Raw genomic sequence first — 14,244 nt, 5'->3', positions numbered from 1 at the left:
GTACGGTCAGCGGGACTTGCCGAGCAGCCGGGTGGCGAGCACAGCGGCCTGGGTACGCCGTTCCAGGCCGAGCTTGGCCAGCACGCTGGAGACGTAGTTCTTGACCGTCTTCTCGGCCAGGAACATCTTGCCGGCGATCTCCCGGTTGGTCAGGCCCTCGGCGACGTACTCCAGGATCCGCCGTTCCTGCTCGGTGAGGGACTGCAACTCGCGTGGCTGCTCCACCCCGCTGCGGATGCGGTCCAGGACGCGGGTGGTGATCGCCGGGTCGAGCAGCGACTGCCCGCCCGCCACCCGGCGCACCGCGTCGACCAGGTCGGTGCCGCGGATCTGCTTGAGCACGTACCCGGAGGCACCGGCCATGATCGCCGCGAACAGCGCCTCGTCGTCCTCGTACGAGGTGAGGATCAGGCCCTTGATCGAGGAGTCCACGGCCCGCACGTCCCGGCACACGTCGATGCCGTTGCCGTCGGGTAGCCGGGCGTCGAGGATCGCCACGTCGGGGCGGAGCGCCGGGATCCGGCGGGCGGCCTCCGGCGCGGAGCCGGACTCGCCGACCACCTCTATGTCGCCGCTGGCCTGGAGCAGGTCGGCAAGGCCACGACGGACGACCTCGTGGTCGTCGAGCAGGAACACCCGGATCATCCTTCGTTTCTACCCGTTCTCCCCCACCGCACGCACGGGCCGAAGGTCCCGACCCGCCACCGTCCCCTGGTCGGAGATGGAGTCGACGCCGGTGCACGGTCCCGGGTGAGGGGCGGGGTGTCCCGGGGGTTCGGGACGTGTGGCCCTGCTGGGCGGGGGTCGCCGAGGCGCACCGTGGGGTGGTACCGGCGAGCGTGAGGGGGCAGGACCATGGAGACCGGCTACACCGTCGAGCAGCTTCGGGTCGCCGCGGCCGACGCGGTGCGGGCGCCGTCCCTGCACAACGTCCAGCCCTGGCGGTTCCGGCTGCGCGACGGCGGCATCGAGGTGCTTCTCGACCCGCGACGCGGACTACCCGCCACCGACCCGAGCGGCTGGGGTGCCCGGGTCGCCGGTGGCGCGGCACTGTTCAACCTGCGTCTGGCGCTGGCGGTGGCGGGAAACCCGGCCACCGTCCGGCTGCGGCCGTACCCGGCGGAACCGACCGTGCTGGCCCGGTTGGTGCCGGACCTGCCGCGCCGACCGACCCCGACCGAGCAGAACCTGCACGCGGCGATCCACCGCCGGTTCAGCAACCGCGCCCGGTTCTGGCCCGACCCGGTGCCCGCCGACACCCGCTGGCGCCTCGGCGAGGCGGCCCGCGCCGAGTACTGCTGGCTGGAACTGCTGATCGGGGTGAGCGCGGTCACCGCCTTCGCCGAGATCGCCCGTGGCGCGCACCGCGTCCTCGAACGTGATCCCGCCTACCGGGCCGAACGCCTCACCTGGGTACGCGCCGAGCCCGCGCCCGACGGGGTGCCGGCACTGGCCGGCGGGCCGCAGGCCGAACCGCAGGACCTGCTGCCGTCACGTGGCTTCGGCGGCGCCCCGCGCGCACCCGGCCGCGACTTCGAGCCGGAGCCCCTGGTGGCGGTACTCGGTTCGGCCGGTAACACCGCCGTCGACCAGGTCGTCGCCGGACAGGCGTTGCAGCGGGTCCTGCTCACCGCCACCGACTCCGGGCTGTCGGTGTCGATGCTGTCCCAGCCGATCGAGGTGCCCTCGGCCCGTGAGCAGCTCCGGATGTCGTTGGGCCGGTTCGGCACCCCGCAGATGGTGATGCGGATCGGGTTCGGTCGGCCCGGCCGGCCCACCCCACGCCGCCCGGTCGACGAGACGCTGGACCTGCCGGTGCACCTCGGCTGACCGCCGACGAGGGGTGGACCGGGCGACGTCGCGGGGAGGGCCGGGCCGACGCTCAGCGGGCCGACACTCAGCGGGCCGGGTCGCCCGTGCCGAACTCGGCGAGCAGGGCGGCCTCCCGGGTCGGGTCGAGACCCACCGGCTCTCGGGCCGGCCGCCCCGCCCGCGCGGGCACCTCGCCCACTCGGCGCAACCACTCCCAGGTGTCGGTGACGGTGTCGGACACCGGCCGACCGGTGAACCCGGCGGCGTACGCCCGACTGACGTCGATCTGCTGCATCCACCGGTATTCGTGGCCGGGCGGCAGCCACACCGGCAACTCGCTCCACGGGGACACGCCCGCGTCGCGCAGACGCTCCGGCGCGACCCACCGCAGCGAGGCGTCGGCACCGGTCGCCGTGACGGCGGCGGCGAGCAGTCCACCCATGGTGGTGTGCCCGGGACGGTCCACCACGTTGACCGGGCCGGCGAGGCCGGCGGCCCCGGCGTCGAGCAGGAAGACGGCCAGGTCGCGCACGTCGACGTACTGCACCGGCAGGTCGGCGGGACCGGGCGCGAGCACGTCACCGCCCCGGGCGACACGGGTCAACCACCACGGCAGCCGACCGATGTCCTCGCCCGGGCCGAGGATCAGCCCGGCCCGGGCCAACAACGACCGGTCGCCGAAGACCTCCTGGACCGCCCGCTCGCTGCCGCGCTTGAGTGTCGGGTAGTCGCCGTCGGCGGCGGCCGGGTCGGCGTCGACCACCGCGTCGTCCTCGGTCACCCCGGCGGGCACCGGCGGCGCGTAGACCGATCCGGAGGAGACGTAGACGTAGTGCCCGACCCGCCCGGCGAGCATCCGTGCGCCGGCGAGGGCGTCCCGGGGCGCACCGTCCCAGGTGTCGACCACCACGTCCCACTCGCCGTCGGCCAGCGCGGCCAGCCCGTCCGCTGTGGTGCGGTCGCCGGTCAGGTGCCGTACGCCGTCCGGAGGAGCCCCGTGCCGCCCCCGGTTGAACACGGCCACCGTCCATCCACGACGGACGCCCTCGGCGACCGTCGCCCGGCCCACGAACCCGCTGCCGCCCAGCATGAGCATTCTCATGTGGTCCACCCTGCCGGGTGTCGGGCGTGGTGGGACAGATCGTTCACCCTCAGCGGATCTGCCCTGGGCAGAAGCCGGACCGCACCGTGCCCGACGTGACAGTGCCGTGCCCGGCGTCCGCCAGTGGCGTGCGCCGGGCACGGGCTTCGGCAGGGCGGTGCCGCGGGCACGGCGGGCACCCCTGGCCGGCTCCTTCATCGAAGGTTGGCACGCTAAATCGTCGTCGCCACCGAGACGCCCGTCAACAACTTCCGGAAAAATATCGGTAGATCAACCGATCGTCGGTCGGGCGGCGGCGCTGTCCCGGACCACCAACTCGGTCGCCAGCTCGATCCGGGGGCTCTCCACCCTCTCCCCCTTGGCCAACCGCAGCACCGTACGCGCCGCCAGCATCCCCATCTCGGCCAACGGCTGACGCACCGTCGTCATCGGCGGCGATGACCAGCGCACCTCGGGAAGGTCGTCGAAACCCACCACGCTCACGTCGTCCGGCACCCGCAGACCCCGCTGCCGGACCGCCTCGTACACCCCCAACGCCATCTGGTCGCTGGACGCGAAGATCGCCGTCGGTGGATCGGCCAACCCCAGCAGCCGGGTGCCGCCCACGAAACCGGACTCGTGATAGAAGTCGCCCGGGCAGACCAACGCGTCGTCGAAGCCCAACCCGGCGGCCTCCAGCGCCGCCCGGTAGCCGTCCATCCGGGCCCGGCTGCACATCAACTGCGGCGGCCCGGCGATGAACCCGATCCGCCGGTGTCCCAGCCCGATCAGATACTCGGTGGCCCGCAGCCCTCCGGCCCAGTTCGTGGCGCCGACCGTCGGCGCGTCCTGCGGCGGCAGGCCGTCGGCGTCGACGATCACCACCGGGACGTCCATCCGGCGCAACTCGGCCCGCATCGGCGCTTCGACCATCGAGGTCACGAAGATGACGCCCTCGGTGCCCCGCCCGCGCAGGCTGGTCAACCACTGCTCGGCGGAGGCGGCCTGCCGGTGGATGGCGGAGACCACCGTGCCCACCCCGGCGGCGTGCGCGACATCCTCCACACCCCGAATGATCTCCACCGCCCACGGACTGTCCAGATCGTTGAAGACCAGGTCCACCAACCCCGAACTCGCCCGCATACTCGGCGGACGCCGCCGGTACCCGTGCCGCGTGAGTAACTCCTCCACCCGCTGACGCGTCTGCGGAGCCACGTCCGAACGCCCGTTGATCACCCGCGACACGGTCGGCACCGACACGCCGGCCAGATCGGCGATCGCCGAAATCGTGACCCTGGGGGTCTCTCTGGCAACCACAGCTCCACCCACCCAACCCGGTACGGCGACCCACCCGGCGAGGCAGCCGACAACCCCCACCCTAGTGCCGGAATTTTCACCCGCATACCGGGAGGTGGGGCAGATCCGTCGGGCCGTCGGCGGTCAGCTCCTCGGTGCCGCCGCGCTGTCCCGGACGACCAATTCGGTGGCCAGCTCGATCCGGGGGCTCTCCACCTTCTCGCCCTTGGCCAACCGCAGCACCGTACGCGCCGCCAGCATCCCCATCTCGGCCAACGGCTGACGCACCGTCGTCATCGGCGGCGATGACCAGCGCACCTCGGGAAGGTCGTCGAAACCCACCACGCTCACGTCGTCCGGCACCCGCAGACCCCGCTGCCGGACCGCCTCGTACACCCCCAACGCCATCTGGTCGCTGGACGCGAAGATCGCGGTCGGCGGATCGGCCAGCCCGAGCAACCGCACCCCGCCGGAGAACCCGGCCTCGTGATAGAAGTTACCGACCTGGATCAACCGGTCGTCGACGGGGATACCGGCCGTCTCCAGTGCCGCGCGGTAGCCGTCCATCCGGGCCCGGCTGCACATCAACTGCGGCAGGCCGGCGACGAACCCGATCCGGCGGTGTCCCAGCCCGATCAGATACTCGGTGGCCCGCAGACTGCCGGCCCAGTTCGTGGCACCGATCGTCGGCGCGTCCTGGGCGGGGACACCGGCCGGGTCGACGATCACCACCGGGATGTTGAGGCGACGCAACTCGGCCTGCTGCGGCGCCTCCAGGGTGGAGGTGACGAAGATGACCCCTTCGGTGGAGCGGGTCCGGATGTTGTCCAGCCACTGCTTGGCCGAGGAGGTACGGCGGTGGATGGCGGAGACCACCGTGCCCACCCCGGCGGCGTGCGCGACATCCTCCACACCCCGAATGATCTCCACCGCCCACGGACTGTCCAGATCGTTGAAGACCAGGTCCACCAACCCCGAACTCGCCCGCATACTCGGCGGACGCCGCCGGTACCCGTGCCGCGTGAGTAACTCCTCCACCCGCTGACGCGTCTGCGGAGCCACGTCCGAACGCCCGTTGATCACCCGCGACACGGTCGGCACCGACACGCCGGCCAGACGGGCGATCGCCGCGATGGTCACTGTGCGGTTGTCACTGGCAGCCACGCGGCGCCTCCATCTGCTCGCTCGATGGACGCCGCCGACGGAGGCGTCACTGCTGGCTCTTCGCCACCGCGGTGATGTCCTTGAGGATCTGATCCGGCCGCTTACGGCCGATCATCAGCTCGGCGACGCTGTTGTTGACCTGCTGACCGACCGCCGGCGGGTACGCCTGGTCGAGGTAGAGCTGGAACCCGGTCGCGACCGCCAGGTGCGCCGCCACCACCTGGTTGTTCGGGTCCTTGATCCGGCCGACGGCGGCCAGGTTGGTGGGGAGCACGGCACCGGTCTCGGCGGCCCGGCGCTGGTTCTCCGACCGCAGCAGCATGCGCAGGAAGTCCACCGTCGCGGGCGGAGCGTCGCGGCCGACCGCGAAGCCGTTGCCGCCGCCGAACGCGTCGGTGGCGGCACCCTTACCGCCCTCCACCGTCGGGAAGGTGAAGAAGCCGAGCTGGTTGCCGATGCCGAGCTTGCTGTTCGACGACGACGCCTGGATCGAGGGCGCCCACTGGCCCATCAGCTCCATGGCGGCCTCGCCGTTGCCCATCGCCGCGCCCTGCCCGTCCGCCGTGCCGTACTCCGCGGAGCGCCAGTTCCGCTGGAACGGCTTGAGATCGACCAGCTCCTTCAGGCGCTCCCCCGCGGCGACGAACTCCGGGGTGTCGAAGTTGCCGGTCTCACCCGCGACGCGCAGGGCCTCCAGGCCACCGACGCGCATCGCGAGGTACGCCCAGTAGAAGTGCCCCGGCCACTTGTCCTTGCCGGCGAGCGCGATGGGGGTGATGCCCCGCGCCTTGAGCTTGCCGACCGCCTCCAGCAGCCCGGCCCAGGTGGTGGGCGGCGAGGTGATGCCGGCGTCGGAGAAGTGGTCCCGGTTGTACCAGAAGCCGGTCATGCCGACGTCGAACGGGATGCCGTAGATCCGTCCGTCGATCGTGTACGGCTGCAACGCGGCGGGCAGCAACTGCCCGATCCACGGCTCCACCTCGGCGGTGATGTCCTTGACCAGGCCCGCTTCCACCTGCTGCTGCAACAGGCCACCGCCCCACGACTGGAACAGGTCCGGTGGCGTGCCCTTCTTGGTGATCTCGGCCAGCTCGGTCTTGAAGACCTCGTTCTCCAGCGGCTCGATCTCGAACGTCACGTTCGGGTGCCGGCCCGAGTACACCCGCGCCAGGTCGGCCCAGACCGGCAGCATCGGCTCGGTGTTCTGGATGTGCCACCACTTGACCGTCTGCGGGGTGCCGGGGCTGTCGGAATCGTCCCCTCCGCATCCTCCGAGCAGGAAGGCGCTGGCGCCGAGACCGGCCAGGCCGAGTAGTGACCTGCGGGAGACGGGCGCTGTCATCTGTATCCCTTCGACAACCGGTGACGTACGCATAGAGGCACTGCGATCGGCGACAGGCCGCGAATGGCAGTTCGAAAGTTTCAACCCGTTGCCGGTATTTTCGTCGTGATGGCCGGCACGTTACGACGCGTCGACGTACGCGGTCAAGAGGGCTGTCGTATGCAGACACTACCCGCTACGGTGAGCCGAATCTTGGGAGGTTCCCGCAGCCCACTTCCGGAAATCCACCGGGTTCGAAGCCTGAAGGAGCAGCGCATGTCGGCCGAGACCGCGGACGTGGCCACCACCCGGTCGATCCGGAACCCGATCCTCGCCGGATTCCATCCCGATCCGTCGATCCTGCGCGTCGACGACGACTACTACCTGGCGACCTCGACCTTCGAGTGGTATCCGGGCGTGCGCGTGCACCATTCCACGGACCTGGTGCACTGGCGTGACACGGGCGGGATCGTCACCGACCGCCGCCTGCTCGACCTGCGCGGCTGCGACGACGCCGCCGGTATCTGGGCACCCGACCTGACCCATCACGACGGGTTGTTCCACCTCGTCTACAGCGACGTGGCCAGCTTCGCGGGCGGCTACTGGGACGCACAGAACCTCCTCACCACCGCACCGAGCATCACCGGCCCCTGGTCGGAGCCGGTCCGGCTGCACTCGCACGGCTTCGACGCGGCCCTCTTCCACGACGACGACGGCACCACCTGGGTGCTCGCGCTCAGCGCCGAGTGGCGTCCGGGCCGCGACCGCTTCGGCGGCATCGAGATCCAGCAGTACGACCCGGTCGGCAGGCGCATGCTCGGTGAGCCGCGGATCATCTTCACCGGCACCGAGGTCGGCCTCACCGAGGGACCGCACCTGTACCGCCGTGACGGCTGGTACTGGCTGGTCACCGCCGAGGGCGGCACGAGCTGGGAACACCAGGTCACGGTGGCCCGCTCGCGCGAGCTGTTCGGGCCGTACGAGGTCGACCCGGCCGGACCGATGCTCACCTCCGTCGGCCGCCCCGACCTCAGGTTGCAGAAGGCCGGACACGGCAGCCTGGTCCAGACCCCGCACGGCGAGTGGTACATGGCACACCTCGTCGGCCGCCCGTACACCCCGCTCGGCGCGTGCGTGCTGGGGCGGGAGACCGCGCTGCAGAAGGTCGACTGGCCGTCCGGCGGGTGGCCCCGCGTCGACGGCGGCATCCCGGCCGACGAGACCCCCGCCCCGGACCTGCCGACACAGCCGTGGCCGCCGGAGCCGGCCGTCGACCACTTCGACGCGCCCGAACTGGCGGTGTGCTGGTCGACGCTGCGCCGACCGGCCGACGACGACTGGATCGACCTGCGCTCGCGCCCCTCGTACCTGCGCGTGCACGGTGGACAGTCGCCGACCGGCAAGCAGACCCCGAGCCTGGTCGCCCGCCGGGTCCGCACGTCGCACTGCTCGCTGGAGACGGTCGTCGAGTTCGACCCGCGTGATCACCGGCACCTGGCCGGCGTGACCGGGTACTACAACACCCGGAACTGGCACCACCTCTATCTGACCCGGGCCGACGACGGGCGCGTGGTGCTGGAGGTGCTCAGCTGCGACCGGGGACGACGTACCGCGTACCCGCAGCTCACCGTCGACACCGGCGGCGCCCGCCAGGTCGGCCTGCGGGTGACCTTCGACGGCCCGGTGTTGCGCTTCGAGTACGACCTGGGTGCCGGCTGGCAGCAGGTGCCGGTCGAGTTGGACGCCACCATCCTCTCCGACGAGCACGCCACCGAGATGGTCGGCGGAGAGTTCACCGCCTGGGGTTTCACCGGGTCACTGCTCGGACTCTGGGTGCAGGACATCGGTGGCGACGGACGGTACGCGGACTTCGACCACGCCACCTACCTCGACCACTGACCTGCGCGGCGTCCGGAAAGTTCTCGATATCGCTTTCCAGCGCCCTGAACAGGCAAGATGCCGAGAGTCGGACGTATCGACCATTGACGCCTCGGCATCGACGGCCGTAACGTTTCGACCAAGTTACCGGACGCTCCCGGAACGACCGCATCGCCACCGCAGCATCGTCGCCGTGCCAGGTGGGGCGGGTTCGCGCCCCACGCGACCTACTCGCCGCACCACCTTGTCGGAAGGCCACCGGTGATGCCACCGTCCACCCAGCCCCGCCACGCCCCCTACCCCGCCGTCACGTTCCGGTCGGGCATCGGGCCCCCACCGGCTCGACCGGTCGAGGTGATCGACACCGGGCAGGTCCTCTGCCTCACCTTCGACGACGGGCCGCATCCGGTGCACACCCCACGCCTGCTCGACGTGCTGGCCCACCACGACGTCCGGGCGGTCTTCTTCCTCCGGGGCGACCAGGTCGTGAGGTATCCCGAGGTGGTCCGCCGGATCACCGCCGAGGGCCACGTGCTCGGCAACCACGGGATGCGGCACGACGACATGAGTGACTGGGCCGCCGGTCGCATCGCGTCGGACCTGCTGGAGACCAACGCGGTGATCCGGCAGGCCGTCCCGTACGCCCGCGTCGGCTACTTCCGTGCCCCGTACGGCGCCTGGGGCCAGACCCCCACCGTCGCCGCCGCGCTCGGCATGCGGCCGATGGGCTGGCGGCTCGCCGTCACCGACTGGGAGCCGCCCGGCACCGACGAACTGCTGCGGCGACTCACCGACGGTGCCGCACCCGGCGCGGTGGTGCTCCTGCACGACGGGGGCGGAGACCGGAGCCAGACCGTCGACGCTGTCGACCGTTTCGTGCCGTTGGCGCGTACCGCAGGGTGGACCTTCGCCCTACCCGGCAGCACCGTGAGTCGCTGACGGACCAGCGGGGTGACGACCCGGCGACCTAGACGCCGGAGTCGGCAACGGCCGCACGGTGCACGACCTCCTCCGTCGTCAACGGGCTGGGCGGATGGTGGCTCAGGCACATCGGGCCCTGCATCTTGACGAACCGGGCACCTTCGACGGCGGCGTAGAACTGCCCCGTCCGCATCTTCCCCACATCCGGCACGTCGGCGCCCTTCGCCCTGGCCACCTCGCGTGCCGCCTCGATCTGGACCGGAGCGGTCAGCAGTCCGAAGAGTTGGGTGGCCGCGTTGCCCGGGATCTGGTTGTGCAGCCCCTTCGGCGACTGCGTGGCGAAGACCAGGCCCAGGCCGTACTTGCGGGCCTGCGAGGTCAACGCCAGGGTGCTCTGGGTGCAGGCGGTGACGGCACCGGACGGTGCGAACGTCTGCGCCTCGTCCATCACCAGCAGCCCGCCCAGGGGCCGGTCACCGGCCGGATGGCGCTTGATCCAGGTGAAGAGTGCCAACTGGAGCTGGTTGACGAAGCTCTGCCGCTGCTGGTCCTCGGGAAGCCCGACGAAGCTGATCACCGAGATCCGGGCCCGTCGACCCGGCGGAGGCGTGAGCAGCTCACCGGGGTCGACCGGGGTTCCGGCCCCACCGAACAAGGGGTCGTTGATCAGCGCCGCCTTGAGCAACTGCGCCATGCTCGCCGCCAACTTGGGCGCGCTGTCGAGTTGGCTGACCCCGTCGGGTAGCTCGTTGAGCACCTCGGTGAACTCGTGCAGGTCGTTGGCGCCGGTCCGGGCGTAACTGATCAGCGCCTCACGAAGCACCGCCCGTCCGAGGCGCGCCTTGTCCGTTCCGCCGTCCACCCGGGCATGCGTGGCCAACGTGGCGACGGCGGCGTTCACCGCGGCCGTGAAGCCGTCCGGATCGTCGAGCACATCGGCGAACCTGGGCAACGGTTGGAACGTCAACGGCCGCCCGGACTGCCGGCCCGGCGTCCAGATCACCACGTCCGTCCCGGAGAGGTACGCCGCAGCCAGGTCCGGGTCCCCCGGACCCCACCCGTTCGGCGGTGCCGGCCAGGCGTCGCCGAGTCTGGCCAGGTCGTTGTTCGGGTCCAGGACGATGGCGGAGACGCCGCGCAGGGCACACTCCTCGACGAGCCGGCGGATCAGCACGGTCTTGCCCGAGCCGGAGCCGGCGAAGACGACGGTGTGCCGGCGCAGCGATTCGAGGCCGATCCGCACCGGGCCCGGCCGACCGGGCACGACACCGAGAACCACCTGGTGCGGGTCGACTCCGGCGACGGGCGGTGGACCGGCGACAGGTGTCTGCGGCACCGCCGCGTACGCCGCCGTCGACGGCGCGCTGGTGGGGGACGCAGGAACAGGAGCCCGCCCGACCACCCGGTCCGGCGGTGCCTCCGGCCGGGACGCCGGTCCCGGCGCCACGTCGAGGGCGGGCACGACAGCGGCGGGCACGGCGCCGGCAGGAACGGCACCGGCGGGCGGACCGGTGACCGGCGCATCGGCCGGCCGGACACCGAGTGCCTCTCGCAGGCAACCGATGTCCGCCACCGGTCGGCGGTCGGCGAACCACGGCCGTAGGGTCTCCAGGCCGTACGTCTGGATGAGCTGCTCCAGGGCGGCCAGGCGGCGGATGTCCGCGGCGGGAAAGTCGAGCGTCCGCCCGCCCGCCCGCTCGAACGCCTCCAGCACCTCCCGGGTACGGGCCCCCGTCGACCACGCCGCGCTCCGCAGCAGGAAGAGCCGACGCTTGGCGATGCCCTCGGTGAGCCCGGCCGTGGTCACCGCGTTGCGGATCCGGTTGAGCGCGGCGATGTGGTGCGGGGCGCAGATCGCCCGGAAGGACCAGTGCTCCTCGTCCTCGCTCTCCTCGTCGAGGCTGTGTCGCAGCCGGGCGTGCAGGGCCGGCTTGCCCCCGGCCGGGATCGGGTCGAGGCTGAACGCCTCCACCGCGGAGCCCTGCTCGGCGATCCACGCGGTCAGCCCGGCCCTGAGGAGTTCCGGGACCCGCGCGTCCTCGGACTTCTGGCGGACGGCGGGCTCGGGATCGGCCCCGGCGACGAGTTCCGCGTACCTCAGGTCGATCTTGCCGAACTCGTCCGCGCGACCCGTCGCCGACGCACCACCCGCCGGTGATCCGCTCGGGACGCCGGGTCGGTCCGCCGCCGCGTGCAGCAGATGCCGGAGTTCCCGCACCTCACCGGCGGCCAGGCAGGCCCGGACGTGCGCGTCGATGCTCCGTAGCAACTCGCGCGGGGTGAAGCCCTCCACCTCCTCGAAGGTGGACGGGTGGACCGGCCAGGACGGATACGGCGGGGTGAAGCCGAGTCCGTCGAACAACATCGAGAATCGCTTCTCGACGAGTTCCCGCCCGACCTCGGCGGAGGGGATGTGCTTGAGCCAGGCGGCCTCCCGGAACCGGTCCTGCACCGTGTCGGTGGCCTGCTCCTTGATGTTCTGCCAGGTCTGCGGCAGACAGGACACCACCGACAACGAGCGACGGGTGGTCTCCCGCAGGGCCATCAGTCCGCTGGCCACCTGTTCCAGCAACAACGAGGTCTGCCAGTCGGTCTCGCCTCGCACCTCGTGGTTGGTCGCCTTCACCGACTGCGCGACCATCAGGTCGATCTGGTCGACCGCGATCACCGTGGGGCCGACCATGGCCAGTAGGCGGCTGGTGTCCTGGACCACCTCCTGAGGCGCTCGCCGCGTGCGTCGCAGCCCCCAGCCGGCGCGCAGACCCGGTTCCTCCTCGTCGCTGGAGCAGAGGAAGTCGAAGCCGATGTCCTGCGGGGCCGACTGCTCGGCGGCGTACAGGACCAACGCCCGCGCGGTGTCCTGACACTCGGTCCCGATCTGGCGATCGGTCTTGCGGATCAGGTCGACGAAGGCGTCGAGCGCCGATCGGCTGAGTTCGGTCTCACCGGTGACCGCCCGGCGGACCGTTCGCGGCGCGTCGACGCGGTCCGCCAGCCGGCGCAGGAACGCCCGCAGTTGCGTCGTCCCGTCCGGCATCGCCCTGGCGAAGCCCGTCAGCATCGACATCGCGGTGCTGTGCCAGAACGCCCGGGCCTCCAGCAACTCCACCAGGAAGAAGAAGCCGCCGCGCTGTTGCACCTCCTGACGCACCGTACCGAGCAGGTGGGTCTTGCCGGTGCCACGCTGACCGAGGATGGCGACGCCCACCGGGCTGGAGTCGGGGCTCTGCTCCGCCTCGGCGAAGCTGTCCAGCACCGTCTGCACGACGTCGTGGTGCAGACCCTCGACGTGGAACGGGGTCGGCTTCCAGACGTCGTCCGGTGTCGGCGCCCAGTTGAACCTCAGCGCAGCCAGGGCCCGCCGCTGCTCGGCGGCCATCATGACGAGATGGCGATGAGGTGCTTGTCCTGGTTGCCGATACTCACCGCGGCGGCGCGCTCCTCCGGCCGGAGCACCTTCTGGTTGGATTCCGGCACCAGGTGGACGTCGCGCTCCCGGTTGAGCTGCACCAACGCGGCGTCGACCTGCGTACGGGGCAGATCCGCGACCGCAGCGCGCAGGTCGGCCAGCATGACGTAGTCGCCGGGACGGGCTGCTAGTCCCTGGTACGCCTGCCGGATCAGGGAGACCACGTCGACCGTGGAGTTCGCCGGATCGGTGCCGGTCGGTGACACGGCCACGGCCGAGACGACGTCGTCCTCCTTGATCTGCAGGCGGAACAGATCGTCGGCACGGGTACCCGAGTGATCGATCAGCCGCCGCAGGAAGTCCAGTACGACATAGAGCGTGCCGCCCGCCGTACCCGCGCCCTTCGGTGCCTCGGCTCCCAATTCCTCGGCGGCCCGGCTCCATCCCTTGTCGGTCAGGGCCAGGGTGATCGGCTTCTCGGAGACCTCGATCAGGTCGAGAGCGAGGAGTCGACGCCGATGATCCGCTTTCAGGCCGATCCCGGCGACATTGGTGAAGTAGGTCTGCGGCAGCGGCGCCGCCTTGATCATAAGTGTGACGAGAATGCACCGGTCAACGAGGGTCAGTTCCTTTTCCGGCATGCGGATGCTCCTCTGTGGCACGAGCTTTCACCACGTTGACGGTGATGATCGAAGACTCGGAAGGGGTGGCCGTGGTCCAGGTTCCGCAACGGGTTCGCCCCGCGCACGGGCCGATTCTGCCGACGGCGGCCAGCGAGCGCAAGGTCAGCAATCGGGCTGCCGATAACCGACAACCCGGCTGAGTCGATCTTCAGCGGTCCAGCGTGGACGGCATGACTGGAACACCAGTTCGGAGCTGCCAGTCGTGATCGACTAAGCGGCCGTTGCCAAATGTCCACGACAACAGGCAGCATGGCTGTTCGGCGAGAGGCCCGCCGGCAATTGGGTGACGCCGCGACCTCTCCTGCCGTTCCGGGGAGAGGGCAACGGAGGTGACCTGTGCAGTCTGAAGTGGTCCGCTACCAGGTCGATGACCAGACCGTCGCACTGATCGAGGTCGAACCGCCGGCAGGTTTCCAGCCCGCCGGGTTCGGCGATGTCGCCGGTTGGGTGCGGGAATCGGCCGCCCCTGCGGTCGCCGCTGCGAAGGAACTGCTGGAACAGGTGAAATCCGTCGCGCCCGACTCGGTCGAAGTCCGGTTCGGGATCAAGGCGACCGGAACGGCGAACTGGGTGGTGGCGAAGGCGACCGGAGAGGCGAACTTCGAAGTCACCCTCGCCTGGCACGCGCACGACAATCCGGATCTCGGCGCCGGTCTGCGGCCCTGACGAACGGGCGACC

General features: G+C 71.0%; 11 protein-coding genes. 4 read left to right on the top strand and 7 right to left on the bottom strand.

All coding sequences use genetic code 11. The features are described 5' to 3' along the window. Window positions 1–6: 6 nt before the first annotated feature. Window positions 7–645 carry a response regulator transcription factor gene (locus HUT12_RS09460; RefSeq protein ID WP_131051330.1) on the bottom strand — a complete coding sequence of 213 codons (639 nt, stop codon included), beginning with the start codon at window positions 643–645 and terminating at the stop codon, window positions 7–9. 210 nt (window positions 646–855) lie between these two features. On the opposite strand from HUT12_RS09460, the gene HUT12_RS09455 reads away from it, so the two are divergent. Continuing rightward, window positions 856–1,830, top strand: coding sequence for a nitroreductase (locus HUT12_RS09455; protein WP_176093136.1), 975 nt, complete (start codon window positions 856–858; stop codon window positions 1,828–1,830). A gap of 67 nt (window positions 1,831–1,897) precedes the next feature. Here HUT12_RS09455 and HUT12_RS09450 read toward each other — a convergent pair whose 3' ends face one another. The 4 genes from HUT12_RS09450 to HUT12_RS09435 all read right to left on the bottom strand — a co-directional run bounded on the left by HUT12_RS09450 (window position 1,898) and on the right by HUT12_RS09435 (window position 6,695). Next, entirely contained in the window at window positions 1,898–2,914 is a 1,017-nt protein-coding gene (locus tag HUT12_RS09450; RefSeq protein WP_176093135.1) for an NAD-dependent epimerase/dehydratase family protein, read from the bottom strand. Between the two features lie 270 nt (window positions 2,915–3,184). Further along, window positions 3,185–4,210 carry a LacI family DNA-binding transcriptional regulator gene (locus tag HUT12_RS09445; RefSeq protein WP_176093134.1) on the bottom strand — a complete coding sequence of 342 codons (1,026 nt, stop codon included), beginning with the start codon at window positions 4,208–4,210 and terminating at the stop codon, window positions 3,185–3,187. A 123-nt stretch (window positions 4,211–4,333) separates the two neighbouring features. After that, window positions 4,334–5,353, bottom strand: a complete 1,020-nt coding sequence (locus HUT12_RS09440; RefSeq protein ID WP_176093133.1) for a LacI family DNA-binding transcriptional regulator — start codon at window positions 5,351–5,353, stop codon at window positions 4,334–4,336. A 46-nt stretch (window positions 5,354–5,399) separates the two neighbouring features. Further along, a complete protein-coding gene (locus HUT12_RS09435) occupies window positions 5,400–6,695 on the bottom strand; it encodes an extracellular solute-binding protein (RefSeq protein WP_131051335.1) in 1,296 nt (431 codons plus the stop codon). A 255-nt stretch (window positions 6,696–6,950) separates the two neighbouring features. Here HUT12_RS09435 and HUT12_RS09430 point away from each other — a divergent pair, with 255 nt between their 5' ends. Beyond that, on the top strand, window positions 6,951–8,573 hold the full coding sequence (locus HUT12_RS09430; protein WP_176093132.1) for a glycoside hydrolase family 43 protein: 1,623 nt from the start codon (window positions 6,951–6,953) through the stop codon (window positions 8,571–8,573). 243 nt (window positions 8,574–8,816) lie between these two features. After that, complete coding sequence (locus HUT12_RS09425) at window positions 8,817–9,491, top strand: polysaccharide deacetylase family protein (RefSeq protein ID WP_176093131.1); 675 nt, start codon at window positions 8,817–8,819, stop codon at window positions 9,489–9,491. 28 nt (window positions 9,492–9,519) lie between these two features. Here the strand turns inward: HUT12_RS09425 and HUT12_RS09420 are convergent, their stop codons facing one another. Both HUT12_RS09420 and HUT12_RS09415 read right to left on the bottom strand, forming a co-directional pair. Further along, window positions 9,520–12,855, bottom strand: coding sequence for a DUF87 domain-containing protein (locus HUT12_RS09420; RefSeq protein ID WP_176093130.1), 3,336 nt, complete (start codon window positions 12,853–12,855; stop codon window positions 9,520–9,522). Beyond that, window positions 12,852–13,472, bottom strand: coding sequence for a hypothetical protein (locus HUT12_RS09415; protein WP_254876758.1), 621 nt, complete (start codon window positions 13,470–13,472; stop codon window positions 12,852–12,854). Before HUT12_RS09415 ends, HUT12_RS09420 begins: the two co-directional genes overlap by 4 nt. A 441-nt stretch (window positions 13,473–13,913) precedes the next feature. On the opposite strand from HUT12_RS09415, the gene HUT12_RS09410 reads away from it, so the two are divergent. Next, window positions 13,914–14,231 carry a CU044_2847 family protein gene (locus HUT12_RS09410; RefSeq protein WP_254876757.1) on the top strand — a complete coding sequence of 106 codons (318 nt, stop codon included), beginning with the start codon at window positions 13,914–13,916 and terminating at the stop codon, window positions 14,229–14,231. The last annotated feature ends 13 nt before the right edge of the window (window positions 14,232–14,244 follow it).

This window comes from Verrucosispora sp. NA02020, from assembly GCF_013364215.1.
Taxonomy (GTDB): Bacteria; Actinomycetota; Actinomycetes; order Mycobacteriales; family Micromonosporaceae; genus Micromonospora.
The sequence above is the reverse complement of the archived record's forward strand: the minus strand, read 5'-3'. Positions and strand labels throughout refer to the sequence as shown.

Bases quoted from the DNA above. Each gene is read 5' to 3' on its own strand.
- HUT12_RS09455 (WP_176093136.1), top strand. From the start codon at position 856: ATGGAGACCGGCTACACCGTCGAGCAGCTTCGGGTCGCCGCGGCCGAC.
- HUT12_RS09435 (WP_131051335.1), bottom strand. From the start codon at position 6,695: ATGACAGCGCCCGTCTCCCGCAGGTCACTACTCGGCCTGGCCGGTCTC.
- HUT12_RS09430 (WP_176093132.1), top strand. From the start codon at position 6,951: ATGTCGGCCGAGACCGCGGACGTGGCCACCACCCGGTCGATCCGGAAC.
- HUT12_RS09415 (WP_254876758.1), bottom strand. From the start codon at position 13,472: ATGATCAAGGCGGCGCCGCTGCCGCAGACCTACTTCACCAATGTCGCC.
- HUT12_RS09425 (WP_176093131.1), top strand. From the start codon at position 8,817: ATGCCACCGTCCACCCAGCCCCGCCACGCCCCCTACCCCGCCGTCACG.
- HUT12_RS09420 (WP_176093130.1), bottom strand. From the start codon at position 12,855: ATGATGGCCGCCGAGCAGCGGCGGGCCCTGGCTGCGCTGAGGTTCAAC.
- HUT12_RS09460 (WP_131051330.1), bottom strand. From the start codon at position 645: ATGATCCGGGTGTTCCTGCTCGACGACCACGAGGTCGTCCGTCGTGGC.
- HUT12_RS09450 (WP_176093135.1), bottom strand. From the start codon at position 2,914: ATGAGAATGCTCATGCTGGGCGGCAGCGGGTTCGTGGGCCGGGCGACG.